The sequence below is a fragment of the Chryseobacterium sp. genome, assembly GCF_045629545.1.
In the GTDB taxonomy this organism is placed as follows: Bacteria; Bacteroidota; Bacteroidia; order Flavobacteriales; family Weeksellaceae; genus Chryseobacterium.
Window position 1 is genome coordinate 1 of record NZ_JAZQRK010000001.1, and the last position, 21,209, is coordinate 21,209.

23 protein-coding genes and 1 pseudogene are annotated in these 21,209 nt (G+C 33.2%); 15 read left to right on the forward strand and 9 right to left on the reverse strand.

The features are described from left to right. Positions 1-391: 391 nt before the first annotated feature. Positions 392-652, reverse strand: coding sequence for a hypothetical protein (locus ACKI42_RS00005; RefSeq protein ID WP_407401143.1), 261 nt, complete (start codon positions 650-652; stop codon positions 392-394). 119 nt (positions 653-771) lie between these two features. Between ACKI42_RS00005 and ACKI42_RS00010 the strand changes: the two genes are divergently transcribed. The 3 genes and pseudogenes from ACKI42_RS00010 to tssD form a co-directional block, all read left to right on the forward strand. Next, a complete protein-coding gene (locus ACKI42_RS00010; RefSeq protein WP_407401145.1) occupies positions 772-1,539 on the forward strand; it encodes an IS982 family transposase in 768 nt (255 codons plus the stop codon). Between the two features lie 330 nt (positions 1,540-1,869). Beyond that, positions 1,870-2,523: a ComF family protein gene (locus ACKI42_RS00015; RefSeq protein WP_407401147.1), complete on the forward strand. Its 654-nt coding sequence runs from the start codon at positions 1,870-1,872 to the stop codon at positions 2,521-2,523. A gap of 202 nt (positions 2,524-2,725) precedes the next feature. Further along, positions 2,726-3,103: pseudogene (gene tssD, locus ACKI42_RS00020) on the forward strand (type VI secretion system tube protein TssD); the annotation flags it as partial. An 88-nt stretch (positions 3,104-3,191) separates the two neighbouring features. Here tssD and upp read toward each other — a convergent pair. Both upp and der read right to left on the reverse strand, forming a co-directional pair. Further along, the gene (upp, locus tag ACKI42_RS00025; RefSeq protein WP_407401149.1) at positions 3,192-3,842 is read right to left on the reverse strand and encodes a uracil phosphoribosyltransferase; all 651 of its coding nucleotides are present in this window, start codon (positions 3,840-3,842) and stop codon (positions 3,192-3,194) included. 79 nt (positions 3,843-3,921) lie between these two features. Further along, entirely contained in the window at positions 3,922-5,232 is a 1,311-nt protein-coding gene (gene der / locus ACKI42_RS00030) for a ribosome biogenesis GTPase Der (RefSeq protein WP_407401151.1), read from the reverse strand. A 236-nt stretch (positions 5,233-5,468) separates the two neighbouring features. On the opposite strand from der, the gene ACKI42_RS00035 reads away from it, so the two are divergent. The 3 genes from ACKI42_RS00035 (at position 5,469) to murA (ending at position 8,033) form a co-directional block, all read left to right on the forward strand. Next, positions 5,469-5,927, forward strand: a complete 459-nt coding sequence (locus tag ACKI42_RS00035; RefSeq protein ID WP_407401153.1) for a heme-binding domain-containing protein — start codon at positions 5,469-5,471, stop codon at positions 5,925-5,927. Between the two features lie 145 nt (positions 5,928-6,072). Further along, entirely contained in the window at positions 6,073-6,726 is a 654-nt protein-coding gene (locus ACKI42_RS00040) for a DUF4290 domain-containing protein (RefSeq protein WP_407401155.1), read from the forward strand. Beyond that, positions 6,726-8,033, forward strand: a complete 1,308-nt coding sequence (murA, locus tag ACKI42_RS00045) for a UDP-N-acetylglucosamine 1-carboxyvinyltransferase (RefSeq protein ID WP_407401157.1) — start codon at positions 6,726-6,728, stop codon at positions 8,031-8,033. The genes ACKI42_RS00040 and murA overlap by 1 nt, the downstream gene beginning before the upstream one ends. Positions 8,034-8,122: 89 nt before the next feature. On the opposite strand, the gene ACKI42_RS00050 is transcribed toward murA, so the two are convergent. From ACKI42_RS00050 to ACKI42_RS00070, 5 genes are all read right to left on the reverse strand, one after another. Next, entirely contained in the window at positions 8,123-10,120 is a 1,998-nt protein-coding gene (locus ACKI42_RS00050; protein ID WP_407401159.1) for a DUF2207 domain-containing protein, read from the reverse strand. A gap of 3 nt (positions 10,121-10,123) precedes the next feature. After that, positions 10,124-10,678, reverse strand: coding sequence for a LemA family protein (locus tag ACKI42_RS00055; protein WP_407401161.1), 555 nt, complete (start codon positions 10,676-10,678; stop codon positions 10,124-10,126). A 104-nt stretch (positions 10,679-10,782) separates the two neighbouring features. Then, entirely contained in the window at positions 10,783-11,088 is a 306-nt protein-coding gene (locus ACKI42_RS00060) for a cysteine methyltransferase (protein ID WP_407401163.1), read from the reverse strand. A gap of 311 nt (positions 11,089-11,399) precedes the next feature. Next, complete coding sequence (locus ACKI42_RS00065) at positions 11,400-12,047, reverse strand: YiiX/YebB-like N1pC/P60 family cysteine hydrolase (RefSeq protein ID WP_407401165.1); 648 nt, start codon at positions 12,045-12,047, stop codon at positions 11,400-11,402. Further along, positions 12,025-12,480 carry a DUF1801 domain-containing protein gene (locus ACKI42_RS00070; protein WP_407401167.1) on the reverse strand — a complete coding sequence of 152 codons (456 nt, stop codon included), beginning with the start codon at positions 12,478-12,480 and terminating at the stop codon, positions 12,025-12,027. The genes ACKI42_RS00065 and ACKI42_RS00070 overlap by 23 nt, the downstream gene beginning before the upstream one ends. Before the next feature lie 121 nt (positions 12,481-12,601). On the opposite strand from ACKI42_RS00070, the gene ACKI42_RS00075 reads away from it, so the two are divergent. The 4 genes from ACKI42_RS00075 (at position 12,602) to ACKI42_RS00090 (ending at position 15,972) form a co-directional block, all read left to right on the forward strand. Further along, positions 12,602-13,807, forward strand: coding sequence for a pyridoxal phosphate-dependent aminotransferase (locus ACKI42_RS00075; RefSeq protein ID WP_407401169.1), 1,206 nt, complete (start codon positions 12,602-12,604; stop codon positions 13,805-13,807). An 11-nt stretch (positions 13,808-13,818) separates the two neighbouring features. Continuing rightward, positions 13,819-14,298 (forward strand): hypothetical protein, encoded by a 480-nt coding sequence (locus tag ACKI42_RS00080; RefSeq protein ID WP_407401171.1) that lies wholly within the window; start codon positions 13,819-13,821, stop codon positions 14,296-14,298. A 75-nt stretch (positions 14,299-14,373) separates the two neighbouring features. Then, positions 14,374-15,393, forward strand: coding sequence for a UDP-N-acetylmuramate dehydrogenase (gene murB, locus ACKI42_RS00085; protein WP_407401287.1), 1,020 nt, complete (start codon positions 14,374-14,376; stop codon positions 15,391-15,393). A 15-nt stretch (positions 15,394-15,408) separates the two neighbouring features. Then, on the forward strand, positions 15,409-15,972 hold the full coding sequence (locus ACKI42_RS00090) for a hypothetical protein (protein ID WP_407401173.1): 564 nt from the start codon (positions 15,409-15,411) through the stop codon (positions 15,970-15,972). A gap of 82 nt (positions 15,973-16,054) precedes the next feature. On the opposite strand, the gene ACKI42_RS00095 is transcribed toward ACKI42_RS00090, so the two are convergent. Beyond that, the gene (locus ACKI42_RS00095) at positions 16,055-16,498 is read right to left on the reverse strand and encodes a VanZ family protein (protein ID WP_407401176.1); all 444 of its coding nucleotides are present in this window, start codon (positions 16,496-16,498) and stop codon (positions 16,055-16,057) included. Between the two features lie 55 nt (positions 16,499-16,553). Between ACKI42_RS00095 and lnt the strand changes: the two genes are divergently transcribed. From lnt to ACKI42_RS00120, 5 genes are all read left to right on the forward strand, one after another. Then, positions 16,554-18,194 carry an apolipoprotein N-acyltransferase gene (lnt, locus tag ACKI42_RS00100; protein ID WP_407401178.1) on the forward strand — a complete coding sequence of 547 codons (1,641 nt, stop codon included), beginning with the start codon at positions 16,554-16,556 and terminating at the stop codon, positions 18,192-18,194. A 204-nt stretch (positions 18,195-18,398) separates the two neighbouring features. Next, complete coding sequence (gene rpmB / locus ACKI42_RS00105; RefSeq protein ID WP_407401180.1) at positions 18,399-18,641, forward strand: 50S ribosomal protein L28; 243 nt, start codon at positions 18,399-18,401, stop codon at positions 18,639-18,641. Between the two features lie 3 nt (positions 18,642-18,644). Beyond that, a complete protein-coding gene (gene rpmG / locus ACKI42_RS00110) occupies positions 18,645-18,827 on the forward strand; it encodes a 50S ribosomal protein L33 (RefSeq protein WP_407401182.1) in 183 nt (60 codons plus the stop codon). Between the two features lie 20 nt (positions 18,828-18,847). Beyond that, on the forward strand, positions 18,848-19,000 hold the full coding sequence (locus tag ACKI42_RS00115) for a DUF4295 family protein (RefSeq protein WP_407401184.1): 153 nt from the start codon (positions 18,848-18,850) through the stop codon (positions 18,998-19,000). A gap of 237 nt (positions 19,001-19,237) precedes the next feature. Then, a complete protein-coding gene (locus tag ACKI42_RS00120) occupies positions 19,238-21,208 on the forward strand; it encodes a CshA/CshB family fibrillar adhesin-related protein (RefSeq protein WP_407401186.1) in 1,971 nt (656 codons plus the stop codon). Position 21,209: the final 1 nt, after the last annotated feature.

Consider the following 21,209-nt stretch of genomic DNA (forward strand, 5'->3'; position numbering starts at 1 on the left):
TAATTTACTGTAAATCAGAAAGTAAAAATGGATACAAAAGTTTAAATTCGGATTTTGAAGTTTTTATTGTTAGAATGTCTTTAAACCTCAAAGGGAATAAAGGGCTTATTTGGAATGAGAAGTTTTCGACACCTAAGTCATATAAAAAATAATTCTATGTTGGAGGAAGAGATCAGAAGTTTGGGAAATCTGAGATTTCCTGAAGGTTTAGAAAGCTACTTTCTTGTAACAATATACTTAAGATGACTTTTGTTGACTTCAAAAGGGACGAAAGAGGTTATTTCAATGGATAGTTTTAGACACATTAGTCATTTGAGATGTGTGATTCTATGTTCGAAGAAGAACACAGAAGTTTTGGAAATCTGGGATTTCCTGGATCTTGATATTATTATTAAAACTTAAAAGTTTTGAAAACCTTTGAGGTTTGGATATTTTCTAGAATTTGGTGTGGGTAAGCAATAGCCCGGATTGAACGGCTTGTTTGACTTCGTCCAATCACTTCGGCAGATTTGAGCTCTTTTTGTGGCGAGGATTTGCCGTGGACACAAAAAAGCGAGTAGTGAAAGCCGGAAATGGCTATGAAATTGGTTGATGGATGTCGTAAGATAGTAATTGGTGATTGGGCAAAATTGGCAGGGTCAAAGTTTTTCATCTGATCTTATGTTTACCTGAGTTCGGGATAAAAAATGAGATATAATTTGTAAAGAATAGCAATAATTCGTATATTTAAGTTTCTGTCATTCAAATATTTAAACGATTTATTGCTATGAATTGAAAGACCAAATTATAAATACTTTTTTACAAATTGATGATTTTTATAAAGAGTTTGATGCACAAATTAAAAAATTAAAGCTTGATGCTTTAGGAGACAACAAGAGGAGAAGGAACAGAAATTCAAAGATGCTTGATTCTGAAATTATCACAAGCATAATAGGTTTTCATTTGGGAGCTCACAAAACGTTTAAGCATTATTACAAAGAAATAGTTTGTGGGTATAGGAAAAATCTGTTTCCAAACAGTCTTTCCTACAACAGGTTTATCGAACTTCAACAAAGATGTTTTGATGTTTTTGCCATATTTTTAAAAGAAAAATGTCTGGGAAAATGCACAGGAATAAGCTTTATGGATAGTACAACTTTGAAAGTTTGCAGAAACCAAAGAATATATAATCATAAAGTTTTCAAAGGTCTGTCAGAACGCGGAAAATCCTCAATGGGCTGGTTTTACGGTTTCAAACTGCATTTGGTATGCAATGAAGAGGGAGAACTTTTATCTTTCTATGTGACAAAAGGAAATGTGGATGATCGAAATCCAACACACGTTAAGAAGATGACCAAGCAACTGTATGGGAAATTGTTTGCCGATAAAGGATACCATTCAAAAGCCCTGTGGGAGATGCTTTTTGCAGATGGAATTCAATTATTTACAAAGCTAAGAAAGAATATAAAAAATCATACTATGAATATGGAAAACGAGATTTTGCTCAGAAAAAGAGCCATCATTGAAACCATAAATGATGAATTGAAGAATCACTGTTAGGTTGAACACACCTGACATCGCAGTGTGAACAATTTTATAATGAATATTTTGGGAGGGCTGACAGCATACTGTTTATTTCCAAAAAATCCGTCACTTAATTGGAAAAAAGTAAATGACGATCAATTATTTTTAAATTTTGCTTAAACCGAACTCAGGTTTTGTTAAGTACTCAAAAGGATTTTCCATTAGAATAGTTAAACCCCATGAGATAAAAATTATGGCCTATATATAAGGACTGCTATTAAATAGCATGTGATTCTAATAAATAATATTTATTGATAAACCTATTTTGATCTTTATACACTATATTAGTCTGTAAATATAAGTATTATGTTTCTCGATCTATTTTTCCCCAATCGTTGTCTGCACTGCAACCGTATAATTGATGCGAAACTTATTGTTTGTGGAGTTTGTTTTGAGCAAATTCATTTTACGCATTTTGACTTTTCTGGTGAAAATGATCTTAAAAAAAAATGTAAACTTTTGTTTCCTGTGGAAAATGCTTATGCACTGATGAAATTTGAAAAAGAAAATCTAAGCAGAAAAATTATTCATGAGTTAAAATATAGAAGCAGAGAAATTGTTGGGAAAATATTATCAGAATGGACTATTGAGAGATTGAATTTTGGAACAGACAAACCTGATTTGATTGTTACAGTACCCTTGCATCCAAAAAAGCACAAAGAAAGAGGCTACAACCAACTTCATCTTTTTGCCAACGAAATAGCCAATTATTACAGAATCCCTATAGATCATGATTTGGTTGCCAGAAATAGATATAGTAAAGCACAGGCCTTAAGAGACAAAGTACAAAGATTAGGGAAAGAAAACACTTTTTCTCTAACCAAAGATATTTCGGGGAAACATATCTTGCTGATAGATGATGTCTTTACCACAGGAAACACACTAGCTACAATTGCCTGGGAATTGCTTTTTGATGAGAGTAATAAAATAAGCATTTTGGTTATGGCGGTAGATGAATAAAATTTCACACATCTAAAAATACAAAGGATTTATTTCTCTTTTTATACTGAAAGTAGTAATACTACAAGAAATCGTAATACTACTACAAAATTTGAAATAACTACGAAAATGTTTCACGGTAGCCACTAACGCTTCTATCTTTGCTAAACAAATACTATTATAATCACAAAATATTAATTTAAAATAAAAAGATTATGGCAGCAAATTCAATGGAAGTGAAGGGCAAAAATTACTAAAGCTAAATTATAGTGTATCTAGATCTACAGACGTTTCTGGACGTGTAGCTTCTGATCCCTCTAACGCAATTATTAAATTAACAATAGAAGCAACTGAGAAATCTGAAATCTTAGAAAGTCTATTGAACGGTAAATATAAGCCAACAACGGGTGAAATAACCTTCAACAAATCTCATGAAGAAGGAACTTTGATTACCCTAAATTGGGAAAACGGATACGTTATCCAGCACGAAGTTGACTTTGATGCAGTAGACCAAAATTCTGTGCTGATCAATTTTATCGTGTGTGCAGAAAAAATAAATTATGGTAATGCAGCTTACGAAGGAATTTGGCCTAGTGCATAATTTATGATATCACATACTATACAATTTAATATTATTTTCATTAGCGTTTTTCATAATAAACTAATTACTGTCAGAGATAATTTTGAAATTATCTCTGAAGTTTTTCCCCATAACTAAGATCTCCAGCATCCCCCAAACCGGGCGTAATATACCCTTTGGAAGTCAGCTGATCATCTATAGCACCCACCCAAATTTTGGCATTGGGATATGCTTTTTCTATCACTTCTATTCCTTGTTTTGACGCAATAGCCACTACCACGTGAAGTTGAGAAGGATTACCATTAGTAAGCAAATCTTTTATGGCTTCTATTAAAGAGGCGCCAGTTGCGAGCATTGGATCTGCAACAATAAGCGGTCTGCCTTCTATATTTGGGCAAGTAAGATAATCTTGCTTTATAGAAAAATAATCGTTAGCATCATGTTTTCTGTATGCCGCAACAAAACCACAATCTGCATGATCCAGATAATTAAGAATTCCTTGAAACAGAGGAACGCCAGCTCTAAGAATCGTTGTAATAACTGGCTGTACAGCTATTTCTTGAACTTTGATGGTATCTAAAGGAGTCTGAATTTCTATTTCCTTTTGTTCTAAACCTTTACTAATTTCAAAAGCGGCAATTTCGCCTATACGTTCCATATTTCTACGAAATCTCATTCGATCGTTTTGAACCTCTACATTTCGTAGTTCGTTGATCCATGTATTTACTAATGAAAATTGTTTTGATAATTCTACGGTCATCTTGTTGAATAACTTTTAATAAAATTAGGTGATATAAACAAATCCCTCTTAGACTAAATCTAAAAGGGATCGGTATTTTTTATTTTTGTCTGAAATAAATTTCAATAGGAACTCCGGTGAACCCGAATTCTTTTCTCAATTGGTTTTCTGTAAATCTTTTGTAACCTTCTTTCACGTATTGAGGCAAGTTGCAGAAAAACACAAATTGAGGAGAAGGCGTAGGAAGCTGTACACAATATTTAATTTTAATGTATTTCCCTTTGATAGCTGGCGGCGGAGTACGCTCGAAGATAGGAAGCATCACTTCATTTAATTTTGAAGTTTTGATTTTCTTTTTACGATCTTCGTAAACAACCATTGCCATATCTACGGCTTTCAGAATTCTCTGTTTTGTAAGTGCAGAAACAAAAAGAATAGGAATATCGCTAAACTGACCAATTTTTGCTCTAATAGATTGTTCGAAATCTCTAATCGTGTTGGTTTCTTTATCTTCGATCAGATCCCACTTGTTCACTACAATGACAATTCCTTTTCTATTTTTCTGCGCAAGACCAAAGATATTCATATCTTGAGATTCCCAACCTAATGTAGCATCTACCATGATGATAACAACGTCTGAAAATTCTATAGAACGGATAGATCTCATTACAGAGTAAAATTCTAGATCCTCGTTTACTTTAGATTTACGACGCATACCTGCAGTATCTACCAAAACAAACTCGTGTCCAAATTTGTTGTACAAAGTTTGGATACTATCTCTTGTGGTGCCTGCTACATCTGTCACAATGTTTCTATCTGCATCTAATAATGCATTGGTAAGTGTAGATTTCCCCACATTGGGTCTACCTGCAATGGTAATTTTTGGCAAACCTTCGAAAGGGTCATTATATTCTGTATTAGGAAAATCTCCCACTACAGCATCTAATATTTCTCCTGTACCAGAACCTGTAGCTGATGATAAGGTGTAATATTTTTCTATACCCAATTGGTAAAATTCGGTAGCTGCCAATTCTTCTTTATTGGTATCTACTTTATTGACAACAATATAAACTTTTTTGTTTGATCTTCTCAGCAATTCGTAGATTTCATGGTCTGTATCGGTAAGGCCTTCGTCCACGTTCATCATGAAGATAATAGAAGTAGCCTCATCTATAGCCAACTGTACTTGTTTACGGATTTCTTGTTCGAAAACATCATCTGTACCTACATCATATCCACCTGTATCAATAACAGTGAAGTCTACCCCATTCCAATCAGATTTTCCATAATGACGGTCTCTGGTAACACCTGCAGTAGAATCCACAATGGCTTCTCTTCTCTCTAAAAGACGATTAAAAAGTGTGGATTTCCCAACATTGGGACGTCCAACAATAGCAACAATATTTGACATAAAAATGTTTAATAATCCTTCGACAAAGCTTAGGATAAGATTATCAATGGGTTACTCCAACCATTGGAGCCCAATTTTTTGCAAAGGTACGGCTTTATTCTTTACTATAAAGAAATGATTTTTGGTAACCTTTTATTCTTAGGTTTAAATTATAATAAAATTTTTCATAAATTTAGTCAATCAATACGTTTTAAAGTAAAATAGACTCAAGTTATTAATTTTATTGTATTTGTATTATGAAAAAGTTTTTAGTTGTGCTATTAGTGGCATTTATAATTATCCAGTTTTTCCCTATTGATAAATCCAACCCCCCAATAGACAAAGGGATGGATTTTTTATCTATAAAAAATACGCCAGAACCTATTGCAAAAATCATAACTACTTCCTGTTATGATTGCCATTCTAATGAATCTAAATATCCTTGGTATTCTAATATTGCGCCTGCCTCCTGGCTTCTCCAAAACCATATTAAAGAGGGAAGAAAACACCTTAATTTTTCTACTTTTGCGATGTACGAACCAAAACGACAGATTAAAAAGATGGAAGAATGTGTGGAGATGATAGAAAAAAATGAAATGCCCTTAGAATCCTATTTTATCGGTCATCAGGATGCAAAAATAACAGAGGTACAGAGGCAAGACTTAATAAAGTATTTCAAGAGATCAATAGAAGATACAGAAATTAAAATGAGATAAATAACGTCTATATCAGTACTGTAACTATATTTATCTATGCTTGCTCCTATATTTTGTTCTTTCAAAATTATAAATTTTTATTAAAATATCACAAACCCTAAAGTTTTTTAATCGTTTTTTTTATTAATCCATATATTTGCAGACTATGGAATACAATACCCAAAAAACTCAGCTTAATATGCCAGAATATGGCAGAATTATACAAGAATTGGTTGAGCGTTGCAAAAAGCTTTCTACAAAAGAAGAGAGAAACGAAATGGCAATGGCGATTATCGATTTTATGGGACAAAGAAACCCACAACTAAGAGACGAAGACAATTATAAACATAAACTTTGGGACCATCTATATATCTTATCCAATCATGATTTGGATATAGACCCTACTTACCCTTTCCCGACAAAAGAAGAATTGGCAGAAAAACCAAAGAAAATGGATTACCCAAAACTTCAAGGTGATTTCAAATTTTACGGAAAAAGTATTCTTCAATTGATAGAGAAAGCAATAGAACTTGAGCCGGGTGATGAAAAAGAAGCCCTGATAGAAGTTATTGCTAATAATATGAAGAAGTCTTACAATGTTTATAATAAAGAACATGTAACGGACGATGTAATCTTTCGTCATCTAAAGACTTTGTCTGAAAACAGACTAGATCTTACCAATATTGAGAGTTTGGAAAAAAGCAAAATCTATTACGCAACTGCCAATAGAAATAACGCTAATAGAAACCTCAACCAAAATAGAAATCAAACAAATAAAAAAAGATTTAATAATAACAACAATAACCAGAATAGAAGATAATGAATGGTACATTTCAAATAAGAGGAGGAAAAAGACTGCATGGTGAAATCACTCCACAAGGTGCGAAAAATGAAGCTTTACAAATCTTATGCGCAGTATTATTAACAGATGAGGAGGTTAGAATAAAAAATATACCAGACATCCATGACGTCAACAGACTGATTGAAATCTTGGGGGATTTTGGAGTTAAAGTAACCAAAAATGCTCATGGCGATTTTACTTTCAGATCAGACAATGTAAATTTTGATTATATAAAATCTAATGAGTTCAAAAAAGACGGAGCAAAACTAAGAGGATCTATCATGCTGATGGGTCCAATGTTGGCAAGATATGGTGAGGCTTATATGCCAACACCTGGAGGCGACAAAATTGGAAGAAGAAGATTGGATACCCACTTTCAAGGATTAGTAGAACTTGGAGCCGAGTTTAAATATGATGAGGAAGAATATTTCTATTCTTTAAAAGCCAAAGAACTAAACGGAAAATTTATCCTTTTGGAAGAAGCTTCCGTTACTGGTACAGCCAACATTATTATGGCTGCTGTATTGGCGAAAGGTAAAACAAGAATCTACAACGCTGCTTGCGAACCCTACTTGCAACAACTTTGCAAAATGCTGAATAGAATGGGTGCGCAGATTTCGGGTATAGGATCTAATCTTGTAACAATAGAAGGAGTAAAGCACCTTGGAGGAACCGAGCATACAATGCTACCCGATATGGTAGAAATTGGATCTTGGATTGGTCTTGCTGCAATGACGAAATCTGAAATCACGATAAAAAATGTGAATTGGAACCAGCTAGGTGTAATCCCAAATACATTCAGAAAATTAGGAATTCAGCTAGAGCAAAGTGGTGATGATATCTATATTCCTTCTCAAGAGAGCTACAAAATTCAGAAATTTATAGATGGATCTATCCTTACAGTTTCAGATGCTCCTTGGCCAGGATTTACTCCAGATTTATTATCCATCATTTTGGTAGTAGCTACACAAGCAAAAGGAAGTTTATTAGTTCATCAAAAAATGTTCGAATCTAGATTATTTTTCGTTGATAAATTGATCGATATGGGTGCACAAATTATCCTATGTGATCCGCACAGAGCTACTGTTATTGGGATGAACCAAGAAAGTCCGCTAAGAGGTACTACTATGGTTTCTCCGGACATTAGAGCAGGAAATGCATTGCTTATTGCTGCTTTATCTGCAGAAGGAAAATCTATAATTCATAATATCGAACAAATAGATAGAGGATACGAAAACATTGATGGTAGACTAAAAGCCATTGGTGCTGATATCGAAAGAATTTAATTTAATTCAATTTAAATATAAAAAAATAGCGTTCAGGAAATTTCCCGAACGCTATTTTTATTGAGTGTTAAACCTCAGCGAAGAACGAATTACCATCCGCCGCCGCCTCCACCTCCACCACCACCGCCAGAAGAACCTCCGCCGCTAGAGCCCGAACTTCCGCTACCACCACTAGAAGAGCTAGATGAACTAGAAGGTTCTGTAGATGCATTGGATAAAGAATCTGTAAGCGAAGAATTGAGAGAACTTCCTAATGAAGATACATTCATCATTCCGCCCATATACCAACCTGTATTATAATCCATAGAGCTGTTTTGAAGCAGAGAAGCAAATCTTTCTCCCCAAATTTTGTCCACACCCAAAACAATGGCGTAAGGCAAATACTGCTCAAACAACTGAGGCGTAAAATTGGGTGGATTGTGGAATTTCAATTGTTCGTTTTCTGCTGCTCCCATATACATTTTGAAACCCTCTATCAAAGATTTTATTCTTAGTTTTTCTTCAGAAGGTCTTTTGATAAGGTAACTGTATATTACAAGAATAATACTTGATGTTATTAGAAACAGATAACAACATTTGAAGTTGGTGTCTACATCAGAATTAAAGCTAAACAAGAAAACAGGTAGAATAAAACTCAGTAGAAAACTTCCTATGAAAAAGCCAATAAATATGGTAATACATCCTACTTTGAACTTTTTACTCTTCGCATTTCTCATGATAGAAACTGCAATTGTTGTTAGTAGAGATACTGCCGCTAATAAAATAAGTCCTAGAAATACTTTTCCTATCTCATCTATATTGATCAGTAAGCTTCCCAAAAGTCCAACTAAATACAATCCAATTATTATGAATGCAGGTTTTGTAATTTTAACCAAATTGTTACCTTCCTTTAAAATTGGATTATAATTTCTCAACAAATCAGTTTCGAAATGACTCATCGCGCTTTCTATTCTACTATTATAACTTCCAGTGATAGTTACAACACTTTTTTTAGCAAAAAAATCATCAAAAAATGCAAGCTCTTCGGTTGCTAAAGTAGAATCTGAATTTTTAAGTTTAATTAATTTAAATATTTTATTTCTACCAATTCCAAAAATACCAGAATCTTGACTTTCTTCAATTCTTAAATACCCTTTAATCGCCAAATTGACGATGGAAGAAGTAACAAAATTACTTTGCAGTCTATCATGATGCAAATATCCCAATGCAGCTGGTGAAAGATTTTCTGGTACATTAAATTGTGGATACACAGTTGGCTTTTCTGGATCTACTCCATATTTTCTCCACTGACTATATAAGAAAGTTAACAATCCGAGAAATGCTGCTCCAAGAAAACATAAAATACCATATTTCTCCAGCATATTAGGCGGTGGTGGTGGCAAAAATACTCCTTTGTTGAAACCTGCAGCAATGGTAAGACCTTCATGGCTTCCCAATCCTTTTGCTTCCCAATACATCGTATGAGAATCTATAGACTTCGAGGTGCAATTTTTCTCTGTGCTTCCGAAAACTCCGGTATAACAAGAGTTTTGAATAATTGTTGCATCATTGGGAAGTGTAACTTGTGCAGAAATACTATCTATCGGGAAATCCCAATCTGTACCACTTACATTCCAATAAAATTCATCATAATTATCAAAAAATCCTATCTGCTTGGTTGTTGTGTACTTTATTTCGTAGTCATATACATTAGGCTCCAAAAAAATATCTTTGTCCCCAACATAAATCTTCAAAAAAAGGTTATCATCTTCTGTTTTATAAGGCTCCGTTTGTCCGTTCTTCAATACAGAAACGATTTTGTACTTGGCTTTAAGCTTTTTACCATTGATATTTAGCTTTAGAGGTAAAGATCTGAAAATCCCTCTCTTGATCTCATTACCATTAGCATATACTTTTATCTTCTCGGTAACAGTTACCAAGCCTTCTTTATCTATTACAATATCCGAATGGAAATTGTAGATTTTCTCGCTCTTGGTTTCCTGATAATCTTCTGCACTTACCGCGATGGTTTGATCTGCATAGTCGGTATCCTGAGCATGAAATAACGTAATCTGAAATAGAAACGCCAATATAAATTGCCATTTCATCCTTTAAAATTTTACAGTAGGAAATACTCTTTCTGCAACATTATCCAACTCGAAGAATTTTTGTTTTTCGAACTTGAATAAATTAGCAAAAATATTACTCGGGAAAGATTCTACTAATGTATTATTATCCCTAACTGTGCCGTTGTAATATCTTCTAGATTTTTCTATATCACCTTCTATTGAGGTAAGCTCGGCTTGTAATTGCTGGAAATTACTATTTGCTTTCAAATCTGGATACTGTTCGGCTACAGCAAATAGATTCATCATGGCTTGGTTTAAATTTTTCTCTGCCACTTCTTTGCCTTCCATCGTATTAGCTCCCAATGCTTGAGATCTAGCATTGATCACACCTTCTAGCGTAGATTTTTCATGTGTGGCGTAGCCCTTTACTGTTTCTACTAAATTGGGAATAAGGTCGTGACGCTTTTTCAGCATTACATCAATACTACTCCACGCTTCCTGAACAAGATTTTTTAGTTTTACAAGCTTATTATATATCGAAACTCCATACAGTATTGCGATTACAAAAAGGCCAACGATAATAATTGGTACGAACATAATTTGGTGTTTTTAATTTGTTTAAAAATAAGTTTTTTGGAATATATAAACGTAAAAAAAACGCTCAAATAATTGAGCGTCTTAAAAATATACAGTTTTACAAATCAAAAGTACTTCCTACACGTGTATTCCACCGTAGTATTTAGTAATTTATTTTTATTTAAGAAAAATTCCAATTGGCTATATTCTTCTGCCGTAACTTTTAGATACAACTGAAAAGAACCGAAATTTGCGCCATTTTTATACTCCACATTTGCACAAAGCACCTTATAATTGATACCCATTTGGATATGAATGCAATCTAAAAGATTTTCGAATTTCATTTTTCCATTAAGTTCTATTTCTATTACGAGTTCTTTTTTGATAGATGGTAAATTGCTTTGCAAAAATTGCGCGGTTGGCGTCGTCATAACTTCTTTTTTTGGGGTTAACTTCTCAAGTACATGAGCAGAAATTTTATTTAATTTCAAACAAATGTATTACAAATTATTAGTCTACCAAATTAGTAGACTATTATTTTTTGAAAAAAGTTTTTGGTGATGATGCTTTAAAAACCGCAAAAGTCTCAAAAGCTTTGTATAAAATTATAGCAGAATTAAATATTACAAAACATTATTTTAACTCCTCAAATCATTATTTTCAGAGATTTTCTTTGCAACTTTTATTGTTAAAATCAAACTAAATCTCCTGTATTAAATAAAAAAGAAGCTGTTACACTTCCTTATAATTCTTTTATTCGAAGTAAATTTTCCGAAGACGCCAATCCGTTTGGATTACAACCCAACTCACCTTCTGGTACAGCCAAATTTTTCTCTTTATAAAATTTTGCCCAAAAATTGTTTGTAATTCCTGTTTTTGGATCTTTAAATGTCATCGGTTCAAGCGTAAAAACTCCAAATTCTCTAAAAGCCCTTTCTATAAAATCTGAACAATAATAACTGTTATCATCCAAAATATAATTAAAATTGTAAGGCTTTCCCAACATACTTTCCGCATTTTGTAATGCTTTAGCAATATTTTTCTGATATGCTGATTTCAATCTGTAGACTACAATTTTCTGACCTTCAGCTTTTTGTTGAAACATAAAATCTTCTAACTTTTGTTTTTGAGAGCCACCTTTTGGTGCAGCGTGTAATATATATTGCGTTTTCCCTTCTTTCTTTAGAATTCCGATATGATCGAAAGCTGCCCTCTCACTTTTTTGTGTAACATCGTTTATCGCACCCGATAATCCTGTACTATTAGCAGTTACGAATAATAAATCTCCGTTCTTCAGATCATTGTTTATCGAATTTTTGCAACTGAAAAGTACTAGACCGATTACAATCAGAATATTTGGGATAAAACTATTTTTTATAATTGATTTCATATAAATTGATCCATTCTTCTACAGTCATTTTTTCACTCAGCTCGGCAATCAAATCAAAAGGAATATCTTCCATTTTTTTGAAACGGACACAAGATTTTCCAATATCCAATTTTTTCTTAGAATGTTTCGGAAACTCCTCTACAAACCAATCTAGCAATTCCTTTTTTGCATACAATCCCATATGATACAACGCGACAAAGTTTTTTTGAGAAGCCAAATTTATAAAAGGCAAAGCAGAACCTGGCGTACAATGATAACCTGCAGGATAAGTAGAAAGCGGCACTGCCCAACCTACCATACCAAAACTTACATTACTCTGGAAACCTGGTGGCAAATGAGCATCAATTGTTTGAAATAATTTCAGAAAAGATTCTTGTCTATCTTCTGGTATTTGCGAGATATAATCTTCTATAGAAGTGGATTTTATTTGCATAGAATTCAGTTTGAATTGAGTTTCTAAAGTAACAATTTTTAATATTATCCTTATACAAAATCTTTATAATTTCATTATTGACGAATTAAATACTATTTTTGTCATACAAATTTTAAAAACAATGCCAAATATCTCCAACAGAGCACAGAAAATGCCCGCTTCGCCGGTAAGAAAACTCGTTCCTTTTGCCATAAAAGCAAAACAAAGAGGAATGAAAGTATATCACCTGAACATCGGTCAGCCAGATATTGAAACTCCAGAAACGGCTCTTACAGCCTTAAAAAACATTGATTTAAAAGTACTAGAATATTCTCTTTCTGAAGGTAATATAGAATACAGAAAGGCACTTACAGAGTATTACCACACGCTAGATTTTACAGATCTTACGCCAGATAATTTCATTGTAACCAATGGTGGTTCTGAAGCGTTGAATTTCGCAATCTCTACTTTGTGTGATGATGGGGACGAAGTTATTATTCCAGAGCCTTATTATGCTAATTATAATGGTTTTACAAGTACCTTCAATGTAAATGTAGTAGCTGTGCCTTCTACTATTGATACTGGTTTTGCACTTCCTCCAATAGAAGATTTCGAAAAGAAAATCACTGCAAAAACAAGAGCTATAGTTATTTGTAACCCAGGAAATCCTACTGGTTACTTGTACACAAAAGAAGAACTTCAAAAATTAGCAGAAATTGCTCTTAAATATGATATCGTAGTTATTTCTGACGAAGTATACAGAGAATATGTATATGATGGAAAACAACAAGTTTCTATGTTGGCTTTCCCAGAACTAAGCGAAAACTGTATTATCATCGATTCTGAATCTAAGCGTTACTCTATGTGCGGTATCAGAATTGGATGTATGATTACTCGTTCTAAAAAAATACACGATGCTGCGATGCTTTTTGCACAAGCTAGGCTGAGTCCAGTATTATTAGGACAAATTGCAGCAACTGCAGCGCACCAAAACGATGGAGCTTACATACGCGCTGTAAGAGAAGAATATACACACCGTAGAAATGTTTTGGTAGATCTACTGAATGCTATACCAGGCGTTATCTGCCCAAAACCTAAAGGTGCTTTCTATTGTGTAGCAGAACTTCCTGTAGACGATACAGAAATTTTCGCACAATGGTTATTAGAAAAATACTCACTGAACAACGAGACCATTATGGTGGCGCCAGCTGGAGGTTTCTATAGCAACCCAGAATTGGGTAAAAAGCAAGTAAGAATTGCATACGTTCTTAAAGAAGAAGATTTAAGAAAAAGTGCAGCCATCTTAAAAGATGCTTTAGAAAAATATAAATTAGAATTTAATCTTTAATTTCTAAACTCATGTCAGCAATAAAAACAAGTATTTTGAAAGGTCTATTTTTAATGTTTTTATTGCTGACTTTTTTTTCTTGTTCTAAAGAAGAAAAAACTACTTCAAAAGCCGACCAAAAAGGTCCTGAAACCATTACTTTTATTGGGATGTCAACGGTTGGAGGAAGACTAGGAAATTACAATATCATTAAAATCACCCAAGATTCTATACATGTAGAAAAAGGGAATTCAAATCCTAAAAATCATAAGGAATTACACCAAGCACTACAGCCAAAAGATTGGCAAAAACTTACTTCCTCTTTCCTCATCGAAGATCTAAATCACATAAAAAGCTCTGAAAGCATACAAGCTATCGACGGAATGGATGAGACTTTTCAGATAAAAACTTCTAGAAAATCTCACGTTTATGTGAACACCTATAATGACTCCATACATTATCCACAATTCGAAAAATTTAAAATGAATTTAAATAAAATAATTCCACAATAATTTTATTCATAATTTGTCTGTATATTTCTATTCTTTTATAAAAAAGAAAATCTAAATTCAATATCGTTTTTTAACATCATTATGCTAAATAATTTTTCTCTTCTACCGTACAATACATTTGGTGTAGAAGCTACTACTACCTATTTTGCTGAGGCAAATACTGTGGAAGAATTGATACAAATTCTTACTACTTCAACTTCTCAAAAGCTTAAAATTTTATTTTTGGGTGGCGGAAGTAATATTTTGTTGACGGAGAATTTTGATGGATTGGCAATTAAATTAAATTTAAAAGGAATTTCTGAATTCAATATAAATGATAATGAAGTGTTAATCTCTGCTATGGCAGGGGAAAACTGGCATGAATTTGTACAATATTGCTTGGATAAAAACTATGGCGGACTAGAAAACCTTTCTCTTATTCCAGGAAATGTAGGAACTTGCCCAATACAGAATATTGGAGCGTACGGAACGGAAATAAAAGATCATTTCGTGTCGTGCAAAGCGCTGAATTTGGAAACATTGGAGATAGAAGATTTCGATCTAGAACGTTGCAAATTTGGATATAGAGATTCTATTTTCAAACAAGAGGGAAAAGGTAAGTATGTCATTATAGAGGTTACTTTTAAACTAACTACAAAAGATCATGCAATAAAATCTGAATATGGTGCTATACAATCTGAATTGGAAAATTTGGGCATTTCAAATCCAACTATTCAGGAGATTTCTAAAGCGGTAATCAACATTAGACATAGCAAACTTCCAGATCCTAAAAAAATAGGGAATGCAGGAAGCTTTTTTAAAAATCCTTCCATTCCGTTAGCACAATTTGAAGAATTAAAACGTACATTTGAAACTATACCAGGATATCCAAATGCAGAATATGTAAAAGTACCTGCAGGATGGTTGATAGAACAATGCGGCTGGAAAGGTAAACAAATAGGTAATGTTGCCACCCACGCTCTGCAAGCATTAGTTATCATCAATGCTTCTGGAAATGCTTCTGGAAAGGAAATATTTGATTTTTCTACGCTGATTATAGACTCAGTACAAGAAAAATTCGGGATAGAACTAGAAAGGGAAGTTAATATTTTATAAAAAAAATTAAATAACATGGGAAAAAAATTGTCAGAAAAAGATTTCAAAAGACTCATTCAATTGCATATTGACAAAAAAAATTACGTGAAAATTTTCCTTACTGAGGAAAGTCCTGAAGAAAGTGCTTCTGGTATAATCGTAAAGTTTTCTGATCAGTATGTAATGCTACAGGAAGTGTATGATTTTATGCTTGTTGGATTTAGAATTTTACCTTACGAGAGGATTTCTTCCATTCGATATAATGATAACGAGAAGGTTCACAAAAAAATACTTTCCGAAGAAGGATTGCTTTCTTTTAATCATAAAGTGATAGATTCTACATCACTAAAGAGCTCTGAAAAATTGTTCAAATCTTTACAAGAACAAAATTTTCATTGTATTATAGAAAGTGCTGATAAAAAACACGATTTTTTCACAATAGGAGAAATTACTAAGGTAAAAAATAAATCTGTGATGATTCATAACTATGATTCCACCGGAAAGCTAGATAATGAGCCTTGCAAAATCCCATATAAAGAGATTGAATTTATTAGTTTTAATGATAATTATTCTACTGTATTTAGAAAATATATTAAGTAAACTAATACTACTCTATTTTCACTCTTTGAATAAGCCTAGACAAATAATATAATTTTGTCTAGGCATTTTTGTTACAATAATTTTAATAAGAAGTATTGGGATTTTTATAGACAAATCTTTTCAACTTCACTTCTAATAGAATACATATATGAAACCCTATATAAACCCCAAAAGTGTTGATTATAATATCATCAATATCAAAAACACCCATTCGGCTAAAATATTGTAGTGCCTCTAAAATCGTAATTACAGATATAAAATTGAAAATGAGATATTTCAGGTTTCTGCATTTAGGCAAGATCCATCCTAAAAATCCATAAGGAATAAACATAACCAAATTTGCGAACACGATAAATAATGCTTCTGACACGTAATTGGCTTCTCTAATAAATTTTAAGGTAGAAAAAACAGGCACAATCCTTACAATATTATGCTCGTACTGCGATCTTTCCATCCCAACGAACATAAAATAAAGCATAGTTACCGTGTATGGTAATATTGCATATTTGAAAATGGACTTTAACATAGTTTGCAAAGTTATTCATTTCAAATACATTAAATTTGTGTCATAAATAAATTTAATGAAATACATATTACTTTCGCTCATTTCTGCGGTGTTATTATCGCTATCGTGGCCCACTTATGGCATTCCGTTTTTTATTTTCGTAGCACTTGTTCCTCTTTTAATGATGGAACACGAAATATCGAAATTTACTAAATACAAAAGAAAAGGGTGGATTATCTTTGGGTTATCCTATCTATGTTTTGTGATATGGAATATTGTGACCACAGGATGGTTGTATGGTGCAAAAAATCCTGATGGAAGTCACTCCTTGATGGCAGTTGTTTTTCCCGTGTTGGTGAATTCATTATTATATTCTTTAGTCTTCCAATGCTACCATTGGTACAAAAATGCACAAGGCACTTATTGGGGACTGGCATTTTTTGTAGCTATTTGGATGAGTTTTGAAAAGTTTCATCTCAATTGGGAATTTACTTGGCCATGGCTTAATCTAGGAAATGCATTCGCAGATTATCCGAGAATAATACAATGGTATGATACGTTAGGAGCAACGGGAGGTAGTTTTTGGATTTTAATTATTAATGTATTTATTTTCTATACGATTAGAACTTGGGAAGCAGGTAGAAAACGCAATGCTCTGATTAGAAATTCTTCCATTGTAGCATTACTTATTATCTTGCCTATGATGATTTCTTTGATTAGCTACAATAATTTCAACGAAAAGTCTGTTGGCGAAGTGGGTGTGCTATTACTACAGCCCGATCTAGATCCGTATGCTGAAAAATATGCTAAGGATAGTATTACTATACAAAACGAATTGCTTACGCTTGCAAATCAACATAGCCAAGGTAAGATAGATTATTATATTGCTCCAGAGACGGCATTACCCGGTAGAGGTTCTATTTCCGAAACGGCATTTGAGAAAAGTTTTTTAATGAATAATGTAAAATCATTTTTAGGAAAACATCCTCAATCTGTCTTTGCTACTGGTATATCTTCTCACCGGTTTTATTTGGATTCTAATCACCTTCCTAAAGAGGCTTACCAAATAAACCAAGAAATCTGGGTAGAAAATTATAATTCGGCAGTACAGATAGTACCCAACCAAAAGGTAGAAGTTTACCACAAAGGTAAACTAGTTCCTGGTGTAGAAATATTTCCTTACATGAGTGTTTTAAAACCTTTATTAGGAGATGCTATGCTCAATCTTGGAGGATCTGTAGTTTCATTAGGTACAGATAAAGAGAGAGTATCATTTTCTAATCCTTATAATAAAGGAAAAATGGCACCCATTATCTGTTACGAAAGTATCTATGGAGAATTTGTAACGGAATATGTGAAGAAAGGAGCTAATTTTCTTGCCATCATGACCAACGATTCTTGGTGGGGCGTATCACAAGGTCACCAACAACTTTTATCTTATGCAAAATTGAGAGCGATAGAAACACGTAGAGAAATAGCTAGAGCAGCTAATAGTGGGATCTCGGCTCATATTGATGCTAGAGGAGATATTGTAGAAGATACGATCTACGGAGACAAAACTGCTCTATACGCAAAAGTGAAATTGTATGATACCCAGACTTTCTATGTGAAATCTGGAGATCTGCTTACCCGATTTTCAATATTTGCTTTGGGATTTTTAATCGCTTATTTTTTTATTAAAAGAATACAAAACAGATTAGATAAAAATAAAAAGTAATTAACAATAAAATAGAGCGTTATCCTATTTAGGAATTATGAAAGGAGTAAAAGGGTTTCTAAGAGATTCTGAAGTCAATCTCTTGCCATTCAACATCAAGATACAGAAAGTTTTATTCTAAATATTTTCATAAAAACTTGTCTATATAAAAAATAATCCTTTATTTTGCAACCTCAAATATTATACAAATAAGAACATCGAGATATGTCAAGAATTTGCCAAATAACAGGAAAGCGTGCAATGGTTGGTAACAACGTTTCTCACGCTAATAACAAAACGAAGCGTCGTTTTGAAATTAACTTATTGGAGAAGAAATTTTACCTTCCAGAGCAAGATAAGCACGTAAAGTTAAAAGTTTCAGCTCATGGATTGAGAATAATTAACAAGATTGGGATCGAAGAGGCGATTGAAAGAGCCACTAGAAACGGATTGATTAAAAAGAACTAAATCATGGCAAAAAAAGGAAACAGAGTTCAAGTAATTCTTGAATGCACAGAACACAGAGAGAGCGGGCTAGCAGGAATGTCAAGATACATTTCTACTAAAAATAAAAAGAACACTACAGAGAGATTGGAGCTTAAGAAGTACAATCCAGTTCTTAAAAAAGTGACTTTACACAAAGAAATCAAGTAATTTATAAAATATAATTTACCATGGCAAAAAAAGTAGTAGCAACCCTACAAAGCGGACAGTCTAAAAAAATGACTAAAGTTGTGAAAATGGTGAAGTCATCTAAATCAGATGCTTACATTTTCGAAGAAAAAGTAATGAATGCAGACGAAGTGGATGTTTATTTGAAAAAATAATTCCCAACTTTATTTACAATATCAAACTACTCATTATTTGAGTAGTTTTTTTTATTTTAACTATATATAATTTTCGAAAATATTGATACTTACTAATCGTATTATAGTCAGCATCAGTTAACTATAGTTTAAAAACGTATTATGATTGATTATTTTTGCGTTATGAAATTATCGAATCATTTAAAATTTTTATGTATCACATTGTTGTATGGATTTGGTATATTGAATAGTCAGACCGTGTCTCTCGCACAACCTCAAGCTCTCAAAGCAACTACAGGTGAAGGTCTTCATAAAAATAAAATCTGGTGGATAAATTGGGATATTAATAATAATCTACAATCTGGAGATAACCTTACAAACGGCGTAGTTTCTACATTTGTTTCTCCCGCAGGCATCATCTATACTATTACGTTATCTAATATTAAGATTTTTACAAGTTCGGGCGTAGAGGTTATATCGGGAACGAATAAAGTTTTTAATTCTGCGAAAAGTGATAGCTATTTCTTAAATAATTTTCCTTTTGGATATGGTGGGTTTCCTCTTGCTGGAACGCCTAGTGCCCAGCAAAACGTTATAAGTTTATCTAATTTGGGTTCTTTCGGTGGTGGTGGAAACAGAGTGACTTTTCGAGTGACTGTTCAAGCCAGAGATCCCACAGGAATAGTGGGTAATTCTTCGGGTATCGTAATTGGAGGCACAGAATCTTTGGGAAGTCAGAGCGAATGGTATACTCTAACTACGCCATCAGGTAAAGTAAGACTGATCGATAAATATATTTACGATAATAATTGGGCTGATTTTGATATTAAGCTACATACTTCTAACGTTGGCAAAACCATAAAAGCTTCTAGAAATACAACGATTTCTGGTGATGCAAAAGGTGATGTAATGCTATTTGCAGAGGATGTACCATTTGTAGATATAGAAGTAAAAGGTGGCGGAGGACAGCATATTGCTGTGGGTTTTCTGGAAGAATTAGATTATTCAGATGCGCCATCTTCTTACGGCAATGCTTATCATACATTTGAAAATAAATTCTCTGGTGGTATATTTTCTGATGGAGATATCATCATTAACAAATTTACTTCAAACAAGCAAGATGCAGCAGCATCTAATGGGCAAATATCCAAAATTTCTATTCCTACATTAAGACTAGGTGCTGAGATTGATTCTGAAGAACAACCTACTCTTCCAATAGTTGGTAGTGAGCCAAATACTGATGATAATAAAAATATAGATGATGAAGATGCTTTACCAAACACTACTGTAGGTGTGAACGGCTATTTTGCAATTCCCTACGTTAATATTTCCCCTTTAGTATCTTATTTAACAATGTGGATTGATAAAAATAGAAACGGAGTTTTTGATGATAACGAAAAGATACAAAAAGTAATTCCGCCCAATAAAACTGGTAAAGCGATAATGGATATTACCAATCTTACTATCCCAATTGGCAATAACTACTATACAAGATTAAGATATAGCAGTAAGGCAAATCTGCATCCCACAGGCTATGCGCGAGATGGTGAAGTAGAAGATCATTTCATAAATATTGTAAATAACCAATTCAATATTCTTGGAAATGTATATCTAGACAGCGATTCTAATATTCCCAATGGAGATCCTTATTATCAAGTAAATGTAGAATTATATAATGCTGCAGGTACTACTCTGCTACAATCTGCGCAAACAAACTATGATGGAGCCTATATTTTTTCTGGTTTGTCTTCTGGTAATTATGTTGTAAAAGTTGTACTTCCTACTTCTCCTTCATTACAACACGTTTCATCTACTGATGCTACTCCACTAAATGGGCTGACAATAGTGAATGTAAACAATAATAATTATTTAAATAACAATTTTGGAGTTTACTTTTCTTTATGTTACAAAAATGCAAATACATCAACTGTGGGGAACCTACCAACAACCTTAGGGGTTACATCATTAGGCAGAGCGGGAAAAGAATCGGGCAATTGGCCAATGGTAAGAAATGGGGGGTGGATAGCTTTAGAATCAAAAACTAAGGGCTTTGTACTCAACAGAGTGGCAGCAAACTATAATTTGCCTTTAGATTACGGGCAAATACCTATCGTCACCAATCCTGTAAAAGGAATGCTGGTGTATGACACCACAAATAATTGCCTTAAATTTTATGATGGCGTTTCTTGGAAGTGTATCTCTGAACAAACCTGTCCCACTGTAAATTAAT